This is a genomic window from Pseudomonas sp. NFACC08-1, from assembly GCF_900106735.1.
GTDB classification, from domain to species: domain Bacteria; phylum Pseudomonadota; class Gammaproteobacteria; order Pseudomonadales; family Pseudomonadaceae; genus Aquipseudomonas; species Aquipseudomonas fluorescens_Q.
Genome location: NZ_FNNL01000016.1, coordinates 62,094 through 84,623 on the forward strand (window position 1 = coordinate 62,094; position 22,530 = coordinate 84,623).

General features: G+C 62.3%; 21 protein-coding genes. 10 read left to right on the forward strand and 11 right to left on the reverse strand.

Features of this window, described 5'->3' with window-relative positions; genetic code table 11:
- Positions 1-77: 77 nt before the first annotated feature.
- The 4 genes from BLU76_RS25990 to lnt are packed head-to-tail and all read left to right on the forward strand — an operon-like array spanning position 78 to position 3,970.
- Positions 78-1,088, forward strand: coding sequence for a PhoH family protein (locus BLU76_RS25990; protein WP_063324241.1), 1,011 nt, complete (start codon positions 78-80; stop codon positions 1,086-1,088).
- On the forward strand, positions 1,081-1,539 hold the full coding sequence (gene ybeY / locus BLU76_RS25995; protein WP_092224995.1) for an rRNA maturation RNase YbeY: 459 nt from the start codon (positions 1,081-1,083) through the stop codon (positions 1,537-1,539). The genes BLU76_RS25990 and ybeY overlap by 8 nt, the downstream gene beginning before the upstream one ends.
- Before the next feature lie 40 nt (positions 1,540-1,579).
- On the forward strand, positions 1,580-2,419 hold the full coding sequence (locus tag BLU76_RS26000; RefSeq protein ID WP_003205870.1) for an HlyC/CorC family transporter: 840 nt from the start codon (positions 1,580-1,582) through the stop codon (positions 2,417-2,419).
- A gap of 27 nt (positions 2,420-2,446) precedes the next feature.
- Positions 2,447-3,970, forward strand: a complete 1,524-nt coding sequence (gene lnt, locus BLU76_RS26005) for an apolipoprotein N-acyltransferase (RefSeq protein WP_092224997.1) — start codon at positions 2,447-2,449, stop codon at positions 3,968-3,970.
- A gap of 363 nt (positions 3,971-4,333) precedes the next feature.
- Here the strand turns inward: lnt and BLU76_RS26010 are convergent, their stop codons facing one another.
- Both BLU76_RS26010 and BLU76_RS26015 read right to left on the reverse strand, forming a co-directional pair.
- Entirely contained in the window at positions 4,334-5,095 is a 762-nt protein-coding gene (locus tag BLU76_RS26010; RefSeq protein WP_092149981.1) for a YdcF family protein, read from the reverse strand.
- Between the two features lie 103 nt (positions 5,096-5,198).
- Positions 5,199-5,519 carry a hypothetical protein gene (locus BLU76_RS26015; protein ID WP_063324238.1) on the reverse strand — a complete coding sequence of 107 codons (321 nt, stop codon included), beginning with the start codon at positions 5,517-5,519 and terminating at the stop codon, positions 5,199-5,201.
- Positions 5,520-5,822: 303 nt separating this feature from the next.
- Between BLU76_RS26015 and leuS the strand changes: the two genes are divergently transcribed.
- The 5 genes from leuS to BLU76_RS26040 all read left to right on the forward strand — a co-directional run bounded on the left by leuS (position 5,823) and on the right by BLU76_RS26040 (position 12,003).
- The gene (leuS, locus tag BLU76_RS26020) at positions 5,823-8,429 is read left to right on the forward strand and encodes a leucine--tRNA ligase (protein ID WP_092149991.1); all 2,607 of its coding nucleotides are present in this window, start codon (positions 5,823-5,825) and stop codon (positions 8,427-8,429) included.
- Positions 8,430-8,519: 90 nt separating this feature from the next.
- Positions 8,520-9,125: an LPS-assembly lipoprotein LptE gene (lptE, locus tag BLU76_RS26025; RefSeq protein ID WP_063324236.1), complete on the forward strand. Its 606-nt coding sequence runs from the start codon at positions 8,520-8,522 to the stop codon at positions 9,123-9,125.
- Between the two features lie 39 nt (positions 9,126-9,164).
- Positions 9,165-10,202 (forward strand): DNA polymerase III subunit delta, encoded by a 1,038-nt coding sequence (holA, locus tag BLU76_RS26030; RefSeq protein ID WP_092224999.1) that lies wholly within the window; start codon positions 9,165-9,167, stop codon positions 10,200-10,202.
- A gap of 241 nt (positions 10,203-10,443) precedes the next feature.
- Positions 10,444-10,608, forward strand: a complete 165-nt coding sequence (gene arfA / locus BLU76_RS26035; protein WP_063324234.1) for an alternative ribosome rescue factor ArfA — start codon at positions 10,444-10,446, stop codon at positions 10,606-10,608.
- 72 nt (positions 10,609-10,680) lie between these two features.
- Complete coding sequence (locus tag BLU76_RS26040) at positions 10,681-12,003, forward strand: lytic murein transglycosylase (protein WP_092225001.1); 1,323 nt, start codon at positions 10,681-10,683, stop codon at positions 12,001-12,003.
- Positions 12,004-12,070: 67 nt separating this feature from the next.
- On the opposite strand, the gene BLU76_RS26045 is transcribed toward BLU76_RS26040, so the two are convergent.
- The gene (locus tag BLU76_RS26045; protein WP_092225003.1) at positions 12,071-13,015 is read right to left on the reverse strand and encodes a S66 peptidase family protein; all 945 of its coding nucleotides are present in this window, start codon (positions 13,013-13,015) and stop codon (positions 12,071-12,073) included.
- Between the two features lie 154 nt (positions 13,016-13,169).
- On the opposite strand from BLU76_RS26045, the gene BLU76_RS32020 reads away from it, so the two are divergent.
- Entirely contained in the window at positions 13,170-13,295 is a 126-nt protein-coding gene (locus BLU76_RS32020) for a hypothetical protein (RefSeq protein ID WP_256572709.1), read from the forward strand.
- Positions 13,296-14,085: 790 nt separating this feature from the next.
- Here the strand turns inward: BLU76_RS32020 and lipA are convergent.
- From lipA to mrdA, 8 genes are all read right to left on the reverse strand, one after another.
- A complete protein-coding gene (lipA, locus tag BLU76_RS26050) occupies positions 14,086-15,108 on the reverse strand; it encodes a lipoyl synthase (protein ID WP_058543155.1) in 1,023 nt (340 codons plus the stop codon).
- 1 nt (position 15,109) lies between these two features.
- Positions 15,110-15,757, reverse strand: a complete 648-nt coding sequence (gene lipB / locus BLU76_RS26055; protein WP_072345416.1) for a lipoyl(octanoyl) transferase LipB — start codon at positions 15,755-15,757, stop codon at positions 15,110-15,112.
- Positions 15,757-16,032 (reverse strand): DUF493 domain-containing protein, encoded by a 276-nt coding sequence (locus BLU76_RS26060; protein WP_003185772.1) that lies wholly within the window; start codon positions 16,030-16,032, stop codon positions 15,757-15,759. Before BLU76_RS26060 ends, lipB begins: the two co-directional genes overlap by 1 nt.
- An 81-nt stretch (positions 16,033-16,113) precedes the next feature.
- Positions 16,114-17,271 carry a D-alanyl-D-alanine carboxypeptidase family protein gene (locus tag BLU76_RS26065; protein WP_063324230.1) on the reverse strand — a complete coding sequence of 386 codons (1,158 nt, stop codon included), beginning with the start codon at positions 17,269-17,271 and terminating at the stop codon, positions 16,114-16,116.
- Between the two features lie 168 nt (positions 17,272-17,439).
- Positions 17,440-18,465, reverse strand: a complete 1,026-nt coding sequence (locus BLU76_RS26070; RefSeq protein ID WP_063324229.1) for a septal ring lytic transglycosylase RlpA family protein — start codon at positions 18,463-18,465, stop codon at positions 17,440-17,442.
- Complete coding sequence (gene mltB / locus BLU76_RS26075; RefSeq protein WP_092150483.1) at positions 18,465-19,475, reverse strand: lytic murein transglycosylase B; 1,011 nt, start codon at positions 19,473-19,475, stop codon at positions 18,465-18,467. Before mltB ends, BLU76_RS26070 begins: the two co-directional genes overlap by 1 nt.
- A 17-nt stretch (positions 19,476-19,492) precedes the next feature.
- Positions 19,493-20,596, reverse strand: coding sequence for a rod shape-determining protein RodA (gene rodA, locus BLU76_RS26080; protein WP_063325216.1), 1,104 nt, complete (start codon positions 20,594-20,596; stop codon positions 19,493-19,495).
- Between the two features lie 31 nt (positions 20,597-20,627).
- On the reverse strand, positions 20,628-22,523 hold the full coding sequence (gene mrdA / locus BLU76_RS26085; RefSeq protein WP_063324227.1) for a penicillin-binding protein 2: 1,896 nt from the start codon (positions 22,521-22,523) through the stop codon (positions 20,628-20,630).
- Positions 22,524-22,530 lie beyond the last annotated feature (7 nt).

Sequence of the window (22,530 nt, forward strand, 5' to 3'; positions counted from 1 at the left end):
TTAAGAGCTTTCGCACCCAGCCTACTGGCGTTATCCTTGATTTCACCTTAATTGCCCCCGGGCGGCTAAAAACGACCTTGAACGCACCCATCGAACCACATCGCTTTATTCTCGAGCCCTTTGAGGCTCGCCGCTTCGCCAATCTGTGCGGGCAATTCGACGAGCACCTGCGCTTGATCGAACAGCGCCTGGCCATCGAGATCCGCAATCGCGGAAACCAGTTCGAACTGATCGGCGAACCCAAGCACACCACCTCCGCGGAAAACCTGCTGCGCCGTCTCTACCGGGAAACCAAGGGGAGCGAGCTGTCGCCGGATACGGTCCACCTGTTCCTGCAGGAGTCGGCTGTCGAAGAACTCGACAACCATGCCCCGTCGGAACCTGCCGTGGCCCTGCGCACGAAAAAAGGCATGATTCGCCCGCGCGGCTTGAATCAGCAGCGCTACGTGAAGGAAATCCTGGGCAACGACATCAACTTCGGCATCGGCCCGGCCGGTACCGGCAAGACCTACCTGGCCGTGGCCTGCGCCGTCGATGCGCTGGAACGTGAACAGGTGCGGCGTATCCTGCTGGTGCGACCGGCGGTCGAAGCGGGTGAAAAACTCGGCTTCCTGCCCGGCGACCTGGCCCAGAAAATCGACCCGTACCTGCGCCCGCTCTATGACGCGCTGTATGAAATGCTCGGCTTCGAATACGTCGCCAAGCTGATCGAGCGCCAGGTCATCGAGGTCGCGCCGCTGGCCTACATGCGTGGTCGGACCCTGAACAACAGCTTCATCATCCTCGACGAAAGCCAGAACACCACGGTCGAGCAGATGAAAATGTTCCTGACCCGCATCGGCTTCGGCTCCACCGCCGTCATCACCGGGGACATCACCCAGGTCGACCTGCCCCGCGGCACCAAGTCCGGGCTGAACCATGTGATCCAGGTGCTCAAGGACGTGCCGGGCATCAGTTTCACGCACTTCATGCCCAAGGACGTGGTGCGTCATCCGTTGGTCCAGCGCATTGTCGAAGCCTACGAGCGCTTCGAGCATCGCGAGGCCGACGATGCGCCTGAAGGCAAAGGCAATCGCCACAATGCTTGAACTCGACCTGCAAGTGGCCTGCAAACACGCCGCCCCCAGCGAAGCCCAGTTCCGCCAATGGTGCGAACTGGCCCTGCGCCAGCGCAGCGCCGACTCGGAGCTGACGATCCGCCTGGTGGACGAGCCCGAAGGCCGTGAACTGAACCACACCTGGCGGCAGAAAGACTACGCCACCAACGTGCTGTCGTTCCCCGCCGACGTACCCGACGAACTGCTCGACATCCCACTGCTGGGCGATCTGGTGATCTGCGTCCCGGTGGTGGAGCGTGAAGCAGCCGAACAAGACAAGACCTCCGAGGCTCACTGGGCCCATCTGGTGATTCACGGCTGCTTGCATCTACTGGGTTACGACCATATAGAAGATGACGAAGCCGAAGAAATGGAAGCACTGGAACGAACGTTGCTTGCAGAGCTGGGTCATCCCGATCCCTACGCCGGCGACGAACACTGATACATCAACCTGTAACGACAAAGGATTCAGAGTAATCGCTATGAGCGAAGATCGATCGAGCAACGGGCAGAAGTCATGGCTGGGCAAGCTCACCCAGGCTTTTGCCCATGAGCCGAAAAACCGCCAGGAGCTGCTGGAGCTGCTGCGCGATGCACACCAGAACAAACTGCTGGACAGCGAAGCGCTGGCCATCGTCGAAGGCGCCATCCAGGTCGCTGACCTGCAAGTCCGGGACATCATGGTCCCGCGCTCGCAGATGGTCAGCATCAAGGCGACCCAGACCCCCCGTGAATTTTTGCCCGCCGTGGTCGACTCCGCTCACTCGCGCTATCCGGTCGTCGGCGAGAGCCATGACGACGTCATGGGCGTGCTGCTGGCCAAGGACCTGCTGCCGCTGATCCTTCAGGAAAACGGCGACAGCTTCAACATCAAGGACCTGTTGCGCCCGGCCACCTTCGTGCCCGAGTCCAAGCGCCTGAACGTGCTGCTGCGTGAATTCCGCGCCAACCACAACCACATGGCCATCGTCATCGACGAATACGGCGGCGTGGCCGGCCTGGTCACCATCGAAGACGTCCTCGAGCAGATCGTCGGCGACATCGAGGACGAGCACGACGTCGAGGAAGACAGCTACATCAAGCCCCTGCCCAGCGGCGACTTCCTGATCAAGGCCCTGACGCCGATCGAGAACTTCAACGAATTCTTCGACAGCCAATTCTCCGACGATGAGTTCGACACCGTTGGCGGCCTGGTGATGAGTGCTTTCGGGCATCTGCCCAAGCGCAACGAAACCACGGAAATCGGCTCCTGGCGCTTCCGCATCCTGAATGCCGACAGCCGTCGGATTCACTTGCTGCGCCTGTCGCCCATTGGCCGATAACCCCTGCGAGACCCGCTAAGGACAAAAATGCGCTGGATAACCCGCCCCGGCTGGCCCGGTAACCTGCTGGCCATGGCGGCCGGTGCGATCACCACCCTGGCCTTGGCGCCGTTCGACCTCTGGCCGCTGGCATTGCTGGCGGTCGGCTTGTTCTACGCCGGGCTGCGCGAGCTCTCGCCACACCAGGCCCTGGGCCGAGGCTGGTGTTTCGGTTTTGGCCTGTTTGGTGCCGGCACCAGTTGGATCTACGTCAGCATCCACAACTTCGGCGGCGCCTCGGTGCTGCTCGCCGGGTTATTGATGCTGCTGTTCATCGCCGCCATTGCCTGGTTCTTCGCCCTGCCCGCCTGGCTGTGGGCACGCTGGTTGCGCCGCAACGAGGCGCCGCTGGCCGATGCCCTGGCGTTCGCCGCGCTGTGGTTGGGCCAGGAAGCTTTCCGCGGCTGGTTCCTCACCGGGTTCCCCTGGCTGTACTCCGGCTACAGCCAGCTCAACGGCCCGCTGGCCGGCCTCGCGCCGCTGGGCGGGATGTGGCTGATCTCCTTCACCCTGGCCTTGACCGCCGCGCTGCTGTACAACGCGCCCCGGTTGATCCGCACCGGACGCAAGGGCTTTATCGCCGCGGGCGTGATGCTGCTGATCGGCCCATGGGTGGCCGGCCTGGCCCTCAAGGGCCATGCCTGGACCAGTCCTTCGGGCGACCCGCTGAGCGTCGCGGCGATCCAGGGCAACATCGAACAAAGCATGAAGTGGGACCCCGAGCAGCTCAACGCGCAGTTGGCGCTGTACCGCGACATGAGCTTTGCGTCCAAGCGCGTCGACCTGTTGATCTGGCCGGAAACCGCAGTACCGGTGCTCAAGGAATCTGCCCAGGGTTATCTGGACATGATGGGCAGCTTCGCCGCCGAGCGGCATTCGGCGTTGATTACCGGTGTGCCGATTCGCCAACTGGTGCGCCACGAGAAGCGTTACTTCAACGGCATCACCGTGACCGGCGAAGGCGACGGTACTTACTTGAAGCAAAAGCTCGTGCCGTTTGGCGAATACGTGCCGCTACAGGACATCCTGCGCGGCCTGATCGCCTTCTTCGACCTGCCCATGTCGGACTTCGCCCGGGGCCCGGCCGACCAGCCACTGCTGCAAGCCAAGGGTTACCAGATCGCGCCGTTCATCTGCTATGAAGTGGTCTATCCGGAATTTGCCGCCAGCTTGTCAGCGCGCAGCGACCTGTTGCTGACCATCAGCAACGACACCTGGTTCGGCACCTCGATCGGCCCGTTGCAACACCTGCAAATGGCCCAGATGCGCGCCCTGGAAGCCGGTCGCTGGATGATCCGCGCCACCAACAACGGCGTCACCGGGCTGATCAACCCCTTCGGCCAGATCACCGCACAGATCCCGCAATTCGAGCGTGGCATCCTGTACGGCGAAGTGGTGCCGATGCACGACCTGACGCCGTACCTGCAATGGCGCTCATGGCCGCTGATCATTTTGTGCCTGTCGCTGTTGGGCTGGGCGTTGATGGCGAGCCGGATGGCCAAGACCGTTTAAGGCCTCTGCCCCCCCCTTGTGGCGAGGGAGCTTGCTCCCGCTGGGTGGCGCAGCCGCCCCGTTTTTCCCAACCACTGAAGATGTTCCAGCCCGGCGACAGTGGCGTCTGCTGCGCAGCCGAGCGGGAGCAAGCTCCCTCGCCACAGAAGCTCGCTAGCCCATGACATTGGCGAACACCCATGCATTGGATGTCTGCACAAGGCAGGCGACTACCCACTCTGGAAGACCATTGAGCTCTTGTGGCGAGGGAGCTTGCTCCCGCTCGGCTGCGCAGCAGGCCCTGTTTTTAGGGGGACCGCTTCGCGGCCCAGCGGGAGCAAGCTCCCTCGCCACAACCATGTTCGGCCCACACATTTCGTATGCTCAGCGATAGAACAACCAATACCCCAACAACCCCATCGCCTCATTCATCAACTGCCCGGACTGCCAGATCGACTTGAACTCCGGCATCCAGCCACCCAGTGGCCGGGCATTGTCCGGGCCCAGGAAGCCGACAGGCGCCGGCACCACTTCAAATCCTGACCGCTCGAAACTCCAGACCGCCCGCGGCATGTGCCACGCCTGGGTCACCACCACAACCCGTTTGATGCCTTCCGGCAACAGGATCTCGGCGCTCATCTGGGCGTTTTCCCAGGTGGTGCGGCTACGTCCTTCCTGCCAACGCACGTTGACGCCAAAATCCTCCAGCATCGAGTCGGCCATCAACTTGGCCTCGCTGGGCGGGGTGCCGTAGTGCAAGCCGCCAGTGGTCAGCACGGGCAAGCCCGACGCCTTGGCCAGTCGCGCCGCATAACGCTGGCGTTCGAGGCCGACACCGGTGGGCTGGTCGGAACCCCAGGCCAGGTCACCGCGCTCGCGACCGGAACCCAGCACCACGATGGCGTCGGCACGCTGGGCCAGGGTCGCCCATTCACTGCGCAGCAGCGGCGGCTCACGCTCCAATGCCTTGGCGCTCCACTGCACCACCACCGGCAGGCTCATCAACCAGAAACCGCCCAGGCCCACGGCGAAACACAGGCGGGCCAGGCGCGGCCGAGAATGGCGCCACCACCAGGCGAGCGCCAACAGCAGCAGAAGAATGCCGGGCGGCAATAGAAGTTGTTTGATGAAATAGCGAAAGGGCATCGGGCATCTCCATAGATGCCCGAAGCCTAAGGGGGTTGACGCAAAGCGACAACAGATTCGAAAAAGCCTTGAACCAAAAAAAGCGACACGCGTGAATCCGGCTTTACTTGAACTGCAGCGACCGGATCTTTACTGCATCCTTATCAGGCGTCCGGTCCTTGAGCCACACAACCTTGGCCGAACGGGGCGCTTCGAGACGCTTGAGTACCTGGGCCCCACTGGTGGGGGGGTTATGTCCGGCCTGTTCAAGGTAAGCCTTGACCAGTTCGAACTCTGCGGGGCTCAAGCCTCGCAGTTCCAGCTCTACCGGGCGCTCATCACGCAAGCGACCGGCGGTTCTTGCAGCGTCCAGGGCCACCCCGAGACGATCGATCAGTTTTTCGTACAACTCAGGTGTAGCGACTTTTCGTTGTGATTCAACCATCCCTCACCTCATTGAAGATAAGACTCACTCCCCATTGAGAAGCTTAGCTTCGCTGGGCAAACCGGCAGTGCGCCGCGACCAACGGCCCTGAACACGGGTCATCGCCGATGATCGGCAATAGCTCGGCGGTGGTTCGGCAGCAATCAGGGTTTCCCTCGGCAGAGCGCGGTCATGTATGCTACGGCGCTTCCTGTAACTCCACTTCCAGCTTGGCTGGGCATCGAAAACGCCGCATTCGGCGTCGTCTGCGTCCAGCATGGCAACGAAGAGGATTGGGCCACCCCATTCAGTACAAAAGTAGCCATGCACGAACACTACCAGCCCCGTGAAATCGAAGCCGCCGCCCAGTCGTTCTGGGACGAGCAAAAGTCCTTTGAAGTCAGTGAACAGCCAGGCAAGGAGACTTACTACTGCCTGTCGATGTTCCCTTACCCCAGCGGCAAGCTACACATGGGGCACGTGCGCAACTACACCATCGGCGACGTGATCTCCCGCTACCAGCGCATGCAAGGCAAGAACGTCCTGCAACCCATGGGTTGGGACGCCTTCGGCATGCCGGCGGAAAACGCCGCGATGAAGAACAACGTGGCCCCCGCCAAGTGGACCTACGAAAACATCGCCTACATGAAGACCCAGCTGCGTAGCCTGGGCCTGGCGGTGGATTGGTCCCGCGAGGTCACCACCTGCAAGCCCGACTACTACCGCTGGGAACAATGGCTGTTCACCCGCCTGTTCGAAAAAGGCGTGATCTACCGCAAGAACGGCACCGTGAACTGGGACCCGGTGGACCAGACCGTACTGGCCAACGAACAAGTGATCGACGGCCGCGGCTGGCGCTCCGGCGCGCTGATCGAAAAGCGCGAAATCCCGATGTACTACTTCAAGATCACCGCCTACGCGGATGAGCTCCTGGAGAGTCTCGACGAGCTGACCGGTTGGCCCGAGCAGGTCAAGACCATGCAGCGCAACTGGATCGGCAAGTCCCGGGGCATGGAAGTGCAGTTCCCCTACGACGTCGCCTCCATTGGCGAAGCCGGCACCCTGAAAGTCTTCACCACCCGCCCGGACACCCTGATGGGTGCCACGTATGTGGCCGTGGCCGCCGAGCATCCGCTGGCCACCCTGGCGGCCCGGAACAACCCTGAGCTGCAGGCGTTCATCGCCGAATGCAAGGGCGGCAGCGTCGCCGAAGCCGATGTCGCCACTCAAGAGAAGAAAGGCCTGGCAACGTCGTTGTTCGTCGAGCACCCGCTCACCGGCGAGAAGCTGCCGGTGTGGGTCGCCAACTACGTGCTGATGCACTATGGCGACGGCGCTGTCATGGCGGTGCCGGCCCACGACGAGCGTGATTTCGAATTCGCCCACAAGTACAACCTGCCGGTCAAACCGGTGGTGCGCACCAGCGCCGGCGACCAGACTCCCGCACCTTGGCAGGACGCCTATGGCGAACACGGCGAACTGATCAACTCCGGCGAGTTCAACGGCCTGGACTTCGCGGGCGCATTCGATGCCATCGAAGTCGCCCTGATCAAGAAGAACCTCGGCGCCTCGCGCACCCAATTCCGCCTGCGGGACTGGGGCATCAGCCGCCAGCGCTACTGGGGCTGCCCGATCCCGATCGTGCACTGCGACACCTGCGGCGACGTACCGGTGCCGGAAGACCAACTGCCAGTGGTCCTGCCGGAAGACGTCGTACCCGACGGCGCCGGTTCGCCCCTGGCGCGCATGCCCGAGTTCTATGAGTGCAACTGCCCGAAATGCGGTGCACCGGCCAAGCGCGAAACCGACACCATGGACACCTTCGTCGAGTCCTCCTGGTATTACGCGCGCTACGCCTCGCCGCACTATGAGGGCGGCCTGGTGGAAAAATCCGCGGCCGACCACTGGTTGCCAGTGGACCAGTACATCGGCGGCATCGAACACGCCATTCTCCACCTGCTCTACGCACGCTTCTTCCACAAGCTGATGCGTGACGAAGGCCTGGTGAGCTCCAACGAGCCGTTCAAGAACCTGCTGACCCAAGGCATGGTGATCGCCGAGACTTACTATCGTCGCGAAGCCAACGGTGCCTACACCTGGTTCAACCCGAGCGACGTCGAGCTCGAACGCGACAGCAAGGCCAAGGTCATCAGCGCCAAGCTGATCGCCGACGGCCTGCCGGTGGAAATCGGCGGCACCGAGAAAATGGCCAAGTCGAAGAACAACGGCGTCGACCCACAGTCGATGATCGACCAGTTCGGCGCGGACACCTGCCGCCTGTTCATGATGTTCGCCTCGCCACCTGACATGAGCGCGGAATGGTCCGACTCGGGCGTCGAGGGCTCGCACCGCTTCCTCAAGCGCGTCTGGCGCCTGGCCCAAGCCCACGTCACCCAGGGCCTGCCGGGCAAACTGGCCGTCGCCAGCCTGAACGACGAGCAGAAAGCCGTCCGTCGCTCGATTCACCTGGCCATCAAGCAGGCCAGCCATGACGTCGGCCAGAACCACAAATTCAACACCGCCATCGCCCAGGTGATGACGCTGATGAACGTGCTGGAAAAAGCCGCGCAAGGCACCGAGCAGGATCGCGCACTGGTTCACGAAGGCCTGGAAGCCGTGACGTTGCTGCTCGCGCCGATCACCCCACACATCAGCCACGAGCTGTGGAATCAACTGGGTCACGCCGACCCGGTGATTGATGCACGCTGGCCGGTGGTGGACGAAACCGCGCTGGTGCAGGACAGCCTGACCCTGGTTATCCAGGTCAACGGCAAGCTGCGCGGCCAGATCGAAATGCCGGCTGCGGCAACGCGCGAAGAAGTTGAAGCCGCCGCGCGGGCCAATGAAAACGTGCTGCGCTTCGTCGATGGCCTGACCATTCGCAAAGTGATCGTCGTGCCCGGCAAGCTGGTCAACATCGTCGCAAGCTAATTGGATCGGGCGCGAGGCTCAAGCCTGGCGCCGAATACAACCTGCGGGGTCGCATGGTCGACCCCCATAGGGTTCAAGGGGAGCAACAAGATGATCAAACGTAATCTGCTGGTAGTGGGCCTGGCGGTCCTGTTGAGCGCCTGCGGCTTCCAACTGCGCGGCACCGGCACCACCGAGCTGGCCATCACGGAACTGGACCTCAGCGCACGGGACGCCTATGGCGACACCGTGAAACTGCTGCGCGACACCCTGGAAAACAGTGGCGTGAAAGTCTACAGCGGGGCCCCGTACAAGCTGGTACTGGCCCGTGAACAGCAGAGCCAGCGCAGCCTGAGCTATGCCGGTGCCGGTCGTTCCGCCGAGTACGAACTGAACAACGTACTGAGCTATGAGATCCGCGGCCAGAACGACCTGGTACTGCTGGACGACAAGCTGCAGGTGCAGAAGGTCTACCTGCACGATGGCAACAACATCACCGGTTCCGACCAGGAGTCGAGCGAAGTGCGCGATGAAATGCGTCGTGACCTCGTGCAACGCATGATGCTGCGCCTGCAACAGCTGAGCCCGGCCCAGCTGGAGCAACTGCAACAGACCGCCAACGCCCGCGCCAAGGCCGAAGCCGATGCGCTGGAAGCGGCACGCAAGGCTGAAGCGGAAACCCCGCAACAGTCGCCGATGCAGATCCCGGCTGAATAAGCCTTGCGGGGCGCTCCGGCGCCCCGCTCGCCTTCTCTTATGAAGCTCGCTCCCGCCCAACTCGGCAAACACCTGCAAGGCGCCCTCGCGCCGGTCTACATCATCAGTGGCGATGACCCACTGCTGTGCCAGGAAGCCGCCGACGCCATCCGCGCCGCTGCACGCCAGCAAGGTTTCGACGAGCGCCAGGTATTTGCCGCCGACGCCAGTTTCGACTGGGGCACGCTGCTGCAGGCCGGGGCGAGCATGTCGTTGTTCGCCGAAAAACGCCTACTGGAGCTGCGTTTGCCGTCTGGCAAACCCGGTGACAAAGGCGCCGCTGCGCTGATCGAATATTGCTCTCGCCCGGCCGAGGACACCGTGCTGCTCATCAGCTTGCCGAAACTCGACGGCAGCGCGCAAAAGACCAAATGGGGCAAGGCCCTGGTCGAAGGCCCGCAGACCCAGTTCGTGCAGATCTGGCCGGTGGATGTCAGCCAGTTGCCCAGCTGGATCCGCCAGCGCCTGTCCCAGGCCGGCCTCTCGGCCAGCCAGGACGCGGTGGAACTGATCGCCGCCCGGGTCGAAGGCAACCTGTTGGCCGCTGCCCAGGAAATCGAAAAGCTCAAGCTGATGGCCGAAGGCGGCCAGATCACCGTGGAAACGGTGCAAGCCGCCGTGGCCGACAGTGCGCGCTTCGATGTCTTCGGGCTGACCGATGCGATCCTCAACGGTGAGGCCGCCCATGCCCTGCGCATGCTCGAAGGCCTGCGGGGCGAAGGCGTCGAGCCGCCGGTGATCCTCTGGGCCCTGGCCCGGGAATTACGCCTGCTGGCCAACCTGTCCCTGCAATACAGCCAGGGCGTCCCACTGGACAAAGCCTTCAGCCAGGCCCGCCCACCGGTGTGGGACAAACGCAAACCGCTGATGAGCAAGGCCCTGCAACGCTATTCCGCATCGCGCTGGGCGCAATTGCTGCTCGAAGCCCAGCGCATCGACGCGCAGATCAAGGGCCAGGCCGCCGGCTCACCGTGGATGAGCCTCAGTCGCTTGTCGCTGTTGATGGCCGGTCAACGATTGCCCCTGCCTGCCGAGTAAACACACTCAGGCCAGAGGGCTTTCTGTGGCGAGGGAGCTTGCTCCCGCTGGGGCGCGAAGCGGCCCTGTTTTTCGGGTCTGCTTCGCAGCCCAGCGGGAGCAAGCTCCCTCGCCACACAAAAGCTGTCTCCCCCAAATCCGCCACCTGAGGCGAAACTTCCTACTGCATGCAGGGACTGGACAGCCCGCCAACTCTGCCCCATGATTTGCCCCGCAAAACCACCCCACGAGAGACACCATCATGAGCAAAAAGCCATCCAGGCATGGCCCCAACAAGGCCAAATCCATCGTCGCCCAGCCCCTGTTCCGCAGCCGCCAGGAACGACCCGCCAAGGGCAAAGGCAGCTACCGCCGCGAAGCCTTCCAGTCTGACAACTGGGAGGCTTCTTGCTTTGTGGCAGCTTGAAACACCCGGACAAGCCCTACACCCCTTTCGCATGATAAGGTCAGCACCTGATTTGTATTTCTGGACCCGTGCATGCCCTTCTGTCTTTCCCATCGTTGGCCACTGCGCCAGATGATTGTTGCCGCCAGCGTTGCCCTGCTTGTCGCCTGCGCCGAAAAACCTACTGCCGCCGACGCCCAACCGCTCCAGACAGCCCCCGCCGTGACCGCTCCGGCCATCGTCCCGCCCCTGGTGCCGACCGGTGAAGACCTGGCCATTGCGCCCACCCAGACCTTCGCGCAATGGCAAGCAGGGTTTCGCAAGGAGGCACTGGCCGCCGGGATCCGTGGCGACCTGTTCGATCGTGCGTTTGTCGGCGTCAGCCCGGACATGAGCGTGATCAAGGCCGATCGCAGCCAGCCGGAATTCACCCGTCCCGTGTGGGAATACCTCGATGGCGCGCTATCGCCACTGCGGGTCAACAAAGGCAAGAGCCTGATCCAGCAGAACGCCCAGGTCCTGCAAAGTATCGAGCAGCGTTATGGCGTTGATCGCGAGGCGCTGGTGGCGGTGTGGGGCATGGAGAGCAACTTCGGCCAGTTCCAGGGTAGCAAGTCGGTGATCAATTCCCTGGCGACCTTGGCCTACGAAGGACGACGCCCGGGTTTTGCCCATGCGCAACTGATCGCCGCGCTGCAAATCCTGCAACAGGGCGATATCACACCGGAAAAAATGCTCGGTTCCTGGGCCGGCGCCATGGGCCAGACCCAGTTCATTCCCACCACGTACAACACCCATGCAGTGGATTTCGATGGCGACGGTCGCCGCGACATCTGGGGCAGCTCCACCGACGCCCTGGCCTCGACCGCCCATTACCTGCAAAGCTCCGGCTGGCAGCGTGGCCAGCCATGGGGGTTCGAGGTCGATCTCCCAGAGGGCTTCGACTACACCCTGGCCGATGGCACGATCCGCAAGCCTGTTGCTGAATGGGAGCGACTGGGGGTTTCAGAATATGGCGGCCTGCCAATAACCCCGGATGACAAACAGCTCTCGGCGTCTCTGCTCCTGCCGGCCGGCCATCGCGGCCCGGCGTTCCTGATCTTCGATAACTTCCGCGCCATCCTCAAGTACAACAACTCGTCGTCCTATGCCTTGGCGGTCGGGTTGTTGTCAAAGCGCTTTACCGACGGCGGACTGGTCTATGGCCAGTGGCCCAAGGAGGACCTGCCCCTGAGCCGCAGCGAACGCATCGAATTGCAGACACTGCTGAGCAAGCACAACTACGACGCGGGCAACCCCGACGGTATCATCGGCGCCAACACCCGCAAGGCCATCCGCAGTGCCCAGCAGTCGTTCGGCTGGCCGGCGGATGGGTATCCGACGCAGCAGTTGCTGGAGGCATTGCGTAGCCGCTGAATTGCCGTATGGCGGCTACCGCTATCGCGAGCTTGCTCGCGATAGCTGACTCCCAGGCGCTACATGACTAGCGACTGACCACCACATCCTGCTCCAGCACCAACCTCTTCTCCTCCGCATCGAGCGTCACCAAGGCCCCCATGGGCAAGGTCAGGTTCGGATCGCAGTGCCCGCTGCGCCAGCCGGACAGCACCGGGATACGCAACGGCTCGAAGGTCTGCTTGAACAAGCGGTTCAACGCCTCGACGTCGACCCCGGCCACATCCCCCACCAAAACGCCGCGTAGCTGGTGCAACGTGCCGGCCAATCGCAGTTGAGTCAGCAATCGGTCGATGCGATACAGCGGCTCGTTGACGTCTTCGATGAACAGGATCACCCCTTCGGCGTCGATCTGAAAAGGCGTGCCCATGGTCGCGGCAATCATCGACAGGTTGCCGCCCAGCAGACGTCCGTGGGCGATGCCTGGCTCGACGGTGGTCAATGGGTAGGCTGCGGGGTGGTTCAGCTCGCTGCCGGCCTTCAACTGTCCACGCAGCAGGCTGAAAAACGAGGTGACGGTCGGGGGTTCCTTGTCGCCCAGCAGATCGGCGTTGAGCAGCGGGCCGTGGAAGGTCACGAAGCCTGCGTAGCGGCTGATGGCCAGGTGCAGGGCGGTGATGTCGCTGTAGCCTACGAATGGCTTGGGGTTGCGGCGCAGGAGGTCGAAGTCGATGCGGTCCAGCAGGCGTGGTGTGCCGTAGCCGCCGCGCAGGCAGATGATCGCGTTGACTTCTGGGTCGGCGAAGGCGCTGTGCAGGTCGTTGAGTCGTACTTCGTCGCTGCCGGCCAGGTAGTCGTTCTTTTCGTAGACGCCTGGGAAGATCCGGAGCTCGTGACCTCGGGCGCGCATCCATTGGATGGCTTTTTCCGTGTCCAGGGGGGCGGGGCCGGCGGGGGCGATCACGGCGATCAACCCTTCGGACGGAAGTGCCGGGACGGGTTGATGTGGGTTCAGGACTTGGGTGACTTCCATGGGGTTCCCGGTTTTTCGGCTTGCTATGCGTGTATATCCGTTTTTTGTGTAACGGCTACTTATGGTTCCGCTCTTACAGCGGCTTACTTTTGAAAAGCGCAAAAGTAAGCAAAACGCTCTTGCCCCACCACTCGGTGCCTCGCCTAGGCTCGGCATGCCCGAACGCAGGCATTGCTCCGTGGGCCGCCGCGAAGGGCCATCCATGGCCCAGCGCGGCTATCCCGGCATCCATGCCGGGATGCCCACTGCGCAATGCCTGCGTTCGGCCAGCGTGGTTTAACGGGGCGCCTAGATCAAGATCAAGATCAAGATCCAAAGCAAAGCAAAGCAAAGCAAAGCAAAGCAAAAGCGGGGCATTCACTTAGGGCAGTCGACAAACCCGTGGCGAGGGAGCTTGCTCCCGCTGGGCCGCGAAGCGGCCCCAAAACCTGCCAAATACGGAGCATCAGACACACCGCACCCGCCGGTTTACGACTGCTTCGCAGCCGAGCGGGAGCAAGCTCCCTCGCCACAGGTCCATCATTTTTCTTAAGTGAACAGCATTACGCTCCCACAGGGCTTTGCGGTGTTCGCAATATCTGGGTAGGTGCAAAAACCTGTGGGAGCGGGTGATCACAGCATCTGCACACGACACAAAACCTTGCTCGCGATGCATCGGCACAGCCAACATCACCACAAACCTATCCTCCGCTTTCCCGAGCAAGCCCGCTCCCACAGAAGAAACGCGTTCACTCTAAGCCAGGCCGGCTATAAGGCCGCCTCGCGCAGCTTTTGATCTGGGGCGCCCCGTTAACCACGATGGCCGAACGCAGGTATTGCGCAGTGGGCACCTCGGCATGGATGCCGAGGTAGCCGCGCTGGGCCATGGATGGCCCTTCGCGGCGGCCCACGGAGCAATGCCGGAGTGAGGGCACACCGAGCCTAAGCGAGGTGCCGAGTGGTGGGGCAAGAGCGTTTTGGTTACTTTTGCGCTCTTCAAAAGTGACCCGCTGTAAGAGCGGAACCATAAGTAGCCGTTACCGCAGCAACGGATATTCACACCACCCCAAAACCACCACCCAACAAAAAAATCAGGCCCCCAGCAGCTCAGCCTTGACCAACTTAGCCTGCTCATCCGCATGATACGAAGACCGCACCAACGGCCCCGAAGCCACATTCTTGAAGCCCATCTTGTACCCTTCCTCGGCAAACCAGGCAAAAGTATCCGGATGCACAAAACGCTGCACCGGCAGGTGACTACGCGAAGGCTGCAAGTACTGCCCCAAGGTCAACATATCGATGTCATGCTCACGCATGCGCTTCATGACCTCGATGACTTCCTCATCCGTCTCACCCAGGCCCAGCATCAAGCCGGACTTGGTCGGAATGTGCGGCATCATCTGCTTGAAGCGTTGCAGCAAGGTCAACGACCACTGGTAATCCGACCCCGGACGCGCAGCCTTGTACAGGCGCGGCACGGTTTCCAGGTTGTGGTTGAACACATCTGGCGGCTCGGCGGCGGTGATTTCCAGGGCGATGTCCATGCGGCCACGGTAATCGGGCACCAGGGTTTCCAGCTGGACATTCGGCGACAGCTTGCGGATCTCGCGGATGCAGTCGGCGAAGTGCTGGGCACCGCCGTCACGCAGGTCGTCACGGTCCACCGAGGTGATGACCACGTACTTGAGCTTCAGGTCGGCGATGGCGATGGCCAGGCTTTCCGGCTCGTTGGTGTCCAATGGCTTCGGACGGCCGTGGCCAACGTCACAGAATGGGCAGCGACGGGTGCAGATGTCGCCCATGATCATGAATGTGGCAGTGCCGCCGGAGAAGCACTCGCCCAGGTTCGGGCAGGAGGCTTCTTCGCAGACGCTGTGCAGCTTGTGCTTGCGCAGCAGGGCCTTGATTCGGTCGACTTCCGGGGACACCGGGATGCGCACGCGGATCCAGTCAGGTTTCTTTGGCAATTCGGTGGTCGGAATGATCTTGACCGGGATGCGTGCAACCTTCTCGGCGCCGCGCAGCTTGACGCCGGCCTCTACCTTGGCACGTGGGGCCGGACGCTCGGTGACGTCCTGCGTCGGGATAATGGTTTGCACTGCATCAGTAGTCATATCAGTCGATTCCGCCCGTGAGGGTCGTCTGCTCAGCATAGTCGAGGTGTTTGACGAGCTGCGCGCGCAGCCGGGCACTTACCTCGGCAAATTCAATCGATCCTGCATGCTCGCTCAACTGGGTCATCGCCAGTCCCGCGTAGCCACAGGGATTAATCCGTCGAAATGGCGCAAGGTCCATGTCCACGTTCAGCGCCAGGCCATGAAACGAACAGCCATGGCGGATTCGCAATCCCAAGGAGGCGATCTTCGCCCCGTCGACATAGACACCCGGCGCATCCGGCTTGGCCGCCGCCGTCACACCGTAGCTGGCCAGCAGCTCGATCAGGCATGTCTCCATGCGGGTGACCAGCTCGCGCACGCCAAACCCCAGCTTGCGCACATCCAGCAACAGGTAGGCGACCAATTGGCCAGGACCATGGTAGGTCACCTGCCCGCCCCGGTCGACCTTCACCACCGGGATATCCCCCGGCAGCAGCAGGTGCTCGGCCTTGCCGGCCTGGCCCTGGGTGAACACCGGCGGGTGTTCCACCAGCCAGACTTCATCGTCGACGGTAGTGCCGCGTTCGTTCGTGAAGCGTTGCATGGCATGCCAGACCGGCTCGTAAGCCATCGTGCCCAGCTCGCGAAAGCCCAGCGTGCCCGGCATCACAACACCATGTGCACGAAACCGGTCGCACGCAGCTCGCTGTTGATGTCGTAGAGCTGTTCCTGGCCGGTGGCAATGATGTGCAACTGGATCGTCGTGTACTTGCCGTTGGTACTCTGGCGCTCGGCCAGGGTCTTGTGGTCAACGGTGGCATGTTTTTCAAGGATCGCAATGATCCGGTCCTTGAAACCCACGCCGGTGTCGCCGATGACCTTGATCGGATAATCCGCGCAGGGGAATTCGATCTTCGGCGCTTTTACTTCAGAGTCTGTCATGGGGTAACGGCCTCGTAAGCCGTGGTAACGCACATGGCCCCGCTCCGAATGGGAACGAGGCCATGCAGGTCAACACTTCAATCAGTTGAACAAGCCGTAGAAGAATAGACGGATGCTATCCCACATGCGGCGGAAGATACCACCTTCCTCGACCGCGTCCAGAGCGATCAGGTCGGCGCTGTGCACCACTTTGTCGTCCAGTTTGACTTCGACTTTACCGATCACGTCGCCCTTGGCGATGGGAGCGGTCAGTTGCGGGTTCATGGTCATGCTGGCAGCGAGCTTCTTGAGCTGGCCTTTAGGCAAGGTCATGGTCAGGTCTTGGGCCAGGCCGGCCTTCACCTGATTGGTGGTGCCTTTCCAGACCTGGGCCTGGGCCAGTTCGGTGCCCTTCTGGTAGAAGGTCTGGGTTTCGAAGAAACGGAAACCGTAGGTCAGCAGCTTCTGGGTTTCAGCGGCACGGGCCACTTCGCTGCTGGTGCCGAAGACGACGGCGATCAGGCGCATGCCGTCACGGACAGCCGAAGACACCATGCAGTAGCCAGCTTCGTCGGTGTGGCCGGTCTTCAGGCCATCGACGGTCTTGTCGCGCCACAGCAGCAGGTTGCGGTTAGGCTGCTTGATGCCGTTCCAGAAGAATTCCTTCTGGGAGTAGATGGCGTAGTGCGCCGGGTCTTCATGAATGATCGCCCGTGCCAGCAACGCCATGTCGTGAGCCGACGAGTAGTGCTCAGGGTTCGGCAGACCGGTAGGGTTCATGAAGTGGCTGTTGGTCATGCCCAGGTCGGCGACGGTCTTGTTCATCATGTCGGCGAACGCATCTTCGCTGCCGGCGATGTGCTCGGCCAGGGCGACGCTGGCGTCGTTGCCGGACTGGATGATGATGCCGTGCAGCAGGTCGCTGACGGTCACTTGCGAACCGACCTTGATGAACATCCGCGAACCGCCGGTACGCCAGGCGTTTTCGCTGACGGTCACCGGATCGTTTTCACCGATCTGGCCACGACGGATTTCCAGGGTGGCGATGTAGGCGGTCATCAGTTTGGTCAGGCTGGCCGGTGGCAGGCGCTGGTCACCGTTGTTCTCTACCAGGACCTCGCCGCTGCTGGCATCCATGAGCACGAAGGATTTGGCGGCCAATTGAGGAGGCGCAGGCATCATCTCCACCGCGAACGCGGCTGGGGAGAGAAGCAGCGGGACTAGCAGGCAAAGGCGTTTGGCAAAGGTGGTGATGTTCATCCGTCTCTCGAAATCGCTAATGGGACTGCCCGAAGGCAAAACTGAAACAGGCAACCTTCTAACGGGTCGCCGCGTATTTAAGTTGCTCACTCACAACCCTTGCCGGGCTTTTGTTATTCATGGAGCCAACAACCTGGCCCGCTCCAACCGCAAGCGGGCCTCAATCAATTACTCGGCGGTGACCAGGCTCGGCGAACCGAGATTGGCCAGGCGCACACTGTTCTGCACTTGCTGGACTTCACCCGGAGAACCGATCGGCCCCAGGCGCACCCGATGCAGTGTCTGCTGGTTGCGCACGATCGAGCTGATGAACACCGGGGCGCTCACCATCGAGCTGAGCTTCGACCTCAGCAGCTCGGCAGCGTCCGGGTTGGCGAACGCGCCCACTTGCAGAAACTGGCCAGACGCTGTTGCAGAAGCGTTTTTTTTTGCGTCGAGCTGAACGGGCACTACGGCCGCCGCGTGCTGCTGCGGCGGTGGCGTCCACTGCTCGACCGTGCCGGTGGACGCCGTCACGGTCGGCGCGGCATTTTGCGCCACTTTCGGCTCGTTGAGCATCAAAGGCGCCGGACGGCCGCGTTGGGCCCACCATTCCTGCGGGTCGATACCTTCAACCTTGACCCGGGCGGTGCCGATTTCAGCGTAACCGAGTTTTTTCGCCGCCGCATACGACAAGTCGATGATGCGGTCGGAATAGAACGGCCCACGGTCATTGACCCGCAGGATCACGCTCTTGTTGTTGTCCAGGTTGGTCACCCGCACATAGCTGGGCAGCGGCAAGGTCTTGTGGGCCGCGCTCATGCCATACAGGTCATACACCTCGCCGTTGGCGGTGTTCTGGCCGTGGAACTTGGTGCCATACCAGGACGCCGTGCCCGAGGCCACGTAGCGCTTGGAGTCGGACAGCGGGAAATAGGTCTTGCCCAACACCGTGTACGGGTTGGCCTTGTAGGGGCCCGTGTGCAGGGTCGGCGTGGCATCGGGAATGCGCGAGACATCCACATCCCACCACGGCGCGCCGTCCTTGTGGGCCCGGTTGATATCCAGGCCGGGCGTCGCGCGCACGGCGGTGGAGTTCTTCTGGGCCGGCGCGCGGCTGGTCGAACAACTGACGACCAACAGCGACAGCGCAGCCAACGCCACGAGCTTGAGGGGTTTGGCTTTCAGGGGTAGATAGGTAGGCAATGCCCGCATTATTTGACGCCCCGTGCTTTGACCAGCTCTTCAGACAGTTGATATACGGCCATGGCGTACATCACGCTGCGGTTATAACGCGTAATCGCGTAGAAATTCTTCAGGCCCATCCAGTATTCGGGGCCTTGTTCGCCTTCCAGGCGTATCGCGGTGACCGGCATGTCGTCACGCAGCGCATCATGACTCGACCAGCCCAACGCCCGCAACTCCCCGACGGTTTTCGTCGGCTCGATGCCCTCGGTCAGGCCCTGGTCCACCTGCTCGCCACGCACGTCGGCACGGCTGACCACCGGCTGGCCGGCTTCCCAGCCGTGGCGCTTGAAATAGCTGGCAACACTGCCGATGGCATCGGTCGGGTTGGTCCAGATATTGATGTGGCCGTCGTCGTCGAAGTCCACCGCGTAAGCACGAAAACTGCTGGGCATGAATTGCGGCAGGCCCATGGCACCGGCATAAGAACCCTTGAGGGTCAGCGGATCAACCTGCTCTTCGCGGGCCAGCAGCAAGAACTCGCGCAGCTCCTTGCGAAAGAATTCGGCGCGCGGCGGGTAATCGAAGCCCAGGGTCGACAGCGCGTCGATCACCCTGAAATTCCCGGTGTTACGGCCAAAGAAGGTCTCGACGCCAATGATAGCCACAATGAACTGGGCCGGTACGCCGTATTCCTGCTCGGCACGGGCCAGGGCCGCCTCGTGCTGGCGCCAGAAGTCCACGCCCCGGGCGATACGCGCCTCGGTGATGAACATCGGCCGGTACTCGCTCCACTGCTTGACCCGCTCGGCGGGCCGGGAGATGGCGTCAAGGATCGACTGCTTGCGCTCGGCCTCGCGAAATACCCCCATCAGCTGCTCACCGGCAAAACCGTAGTCGCGGGTCATCTCACCGACGAATTCGGCCACCTGTGGCGAACCTTCGTATTCGCCTGCCTGGGCATGCGGCGCACCGCCCAGGAAGCCGACCAGGCCGATCCACGGCGCATATCGCGTCGACCAGCCACGCATTGCTTGCATTGAACTCTTCACCTTATTCAAACCTGCGCGATCCACTTGCGATGCGTATGAATCGACATCAAGACCCCAAACGCTGACAGTAGTGTCACCAGCGAAGTTCCTCCGTAGCTAATGAATGGCAACGGCACCCCCACGACCGGCAACAGGCCACTGACCATACCGATGTTGACGAAAACATAAACAAAAAACGTCATGGTCAGGCTGCCCGCGAGCAACTTGCCGAACAATGTCTGGGCCTGGGCGGTGATCACCAAGCCGCGACCGATCAGCAGCAGGTAGATCAACAGCAACACGCAGATGCCTACCAGGCCGAACTCCTCGCCCAGTACGGCGATGATGAAGTCGGTGTGGCTTTCCGGCAAAAAGTCCAGGTGCGACTGGGTGCCCATCAGCCAGCCCTTGCCGAACACCCCGCCGGAGCCGATGGCGGCCTTGGACTGGATGATGTTCCAGCCAGTGCCCAGCGGATCGCTCTCCGGGTCGAGGAAGGTCAGGATTCGTTGCTTCTGGTAGTCGTGCATCACGAAGTACCACATGGCCACCGAGACCGGCACCGCGATGGCGACGACGCTGAGGATCCAGCGCCAGCGCAAACCGCCCATGAACAGCACGAAGGCGCCACCGGCCAGGATCAGCAGCGAAGTGCCAAGGTCCGGCTGGCGCACGATCAGGATGAACGGGATGCCGATCAGCAACAGGCTGATGCACACGTGCTTGAGCTGCGGCGGCAGGGTGCGCTTGGCCAGGTACCAGGCGATGGTCGCCGGCATGATGATCTTGAGGAATTCCGAAGGCTGAAAGCGGATCACCCCGGGAATGTTGATCCAGCGAGTGGCGCCCATGGCGTTGTGACCCATCACGTCCACCACCACCAGCAGGCTCACGCCCACCACATAGGCCAGCGGCACCCAGCGGGCCATGAAACGCGGCTCGAGCTGGGCAATGACGACCATCGACACCAGGCCGATGCCGAACGAGGTGGCCTGCTTGCCCAGCAGGTCCCAGTTCTTGCCACTGGCCGAATACAGCACGAACAGGCTGCCTGCGGCCAGGGTCAGCAGCAGGATCAGCAACGGACCATCGATGTGCATGCGCTGCAGCAAGGTGGCACGGCGGCGCATCACATCTTCGCTGGAGAGGATCCGGTCGAAATTATTCTTCACGGGCCGTAGCCTCCGCAGTGATGGGGCTTGCGTATTCCGGCTTGAGCTGGCCGTGCTCGTCCAGCAGCCAGGCGTCCATGATCTGGCGCACCACCGGCGCGGCGACGCCGGAACCCGACTCACCGTTCTCGACCATCACCGACACGACGATCTTCGGGTTGTCGGCCGGCGCGAAGCCGACGAACAAGGCGTGGTCGCGATGGCGTTCCTGGACCTTGGAGCGGTCGTACTTCTCTCCCTGCTTGATGGCGACGACCTGGGCCGTACCGCTCTTGCCGGCAATCCGGTATTGCGCACCGATGGACGCCTTGCGGGCGGTGCCGCGGGCGCCGTGCATCACCTGCTGCATGCCGTTGTTGACCTTCTGCCAGTCCGACGGGTTGCGCAGGATGATGTCTGGCATCGGGTCCGGGTCCACCGGTTTCTGGCCTTCGATGGTCTTGGCCAGGTGCGGGCGATACCACTTGCCCTTGCTCGCCACCAGCGCCGTGGCCTGGGCCAGTTGCAGTGGCGTGGCCTGCATGTAGCCCTGGCCGATCCCCAGGATCAGGGTTTCGCCGGGGAACCAGGCCTGGCGCCGGGTCGCCCGCTTCCATTCGCGCGAAGGCATCAGGCCGGGGGATTCCTCGAACATATCCAGGGAGACTTTCTGACCGAGACCGAACTTGTTCATGTAGGACGACAACCGATCGATCCCCAGCTTGTGGGCCAAGTCATAGAAGTAGGTGTCGTTGGAACGCATGATCGCGGTTTCCAGGTCCACATAACCGTCGCCGGTGCGGTTCCAGTTGCGGTACTTGTGGTCATAGTTCGGCAGTTGGTAATAACCCGGGTCGTAGACCCGGCTCGACGCGGTCACCACGCCGGAGTCCAGCCCGGCAATCGCCACGGCCGGCTTGATGGTCGAGCCCGGCGGATAGAGACCGCGCAGCACCCGGTTGAACAGCGGCCGGTCGATGGAATCGCGCAGCTCGGCGTAGGCCTTGAAGCTGATGCCGGTGACGAACAGGTTCGGGTCGAAACTCGGCTGGCTGACCATTGCCAACACCTCGCCAGTGTTCGGGTCCAGCGCCACCACGGCACCACGCCGACCACCCAGCGCCGCTTCGGCGGCCTCTTGCAGCTTGATGTCCAGGCTCAGGACGATGTCCTTGCCGGGAATCGGGTCGGTGCGCTTGAGCACCCGCAATACGCGGCCGCGGGCGTTGGTTTCGACTTCCTCGTAACCCACCTGGCCATGCAGCTCGGGCTCGTAGAAACGCTCGATGCCGGTCTTGCCGATATGGTGGGTGCCGCTGTAATTGACCGGATCAAGGGTCTTGAGCTCTTTCTCGTTGATCCGTCCCATGTAGCCGACCGAGTGGGCAAAGTGCGGCCCCTGGGGATAATGCCGCACCAACTGCGCCACCACCTCGACGCCGGGCAGGCGGAACTGGTTCACGGCGATCAGGGCGATCTGCTCTTCGGTCAGCTCGAACAGGATCGGCACCGGCTCGAACGGACGTCGGCCCTGGCGCATGCGCTTCTCGAAGATCGCCCGGTCCTCGGGCGTCAGTTGCAGCACTTCGACAATCACGTCGAGCACGTGCTGCCAGTCGCCGGAGCGCTCGCGGGTCATGCTCAGGCTGAAACTGGGACGGTTATCCGCCACCACCACGCCATTGCGGTCGAAAATCAGCCCGCGGGTCGGCGGAATCGGCTGCACATGCACGCGGTTGTTTTCCGACAGGGTCGAGTGGTACTCGTACTGGATCACCTGGAGGAAATACAAGCGCGCAATCAGCACACAGATCAGCGTCACCACCATAATAGCGCCGAACACGACGCGGCCCCGCACCAGACGGGCGTCTTTTTCGTGGTCCTTGATGCGGATCGGCTGGGGCATGGGGCAG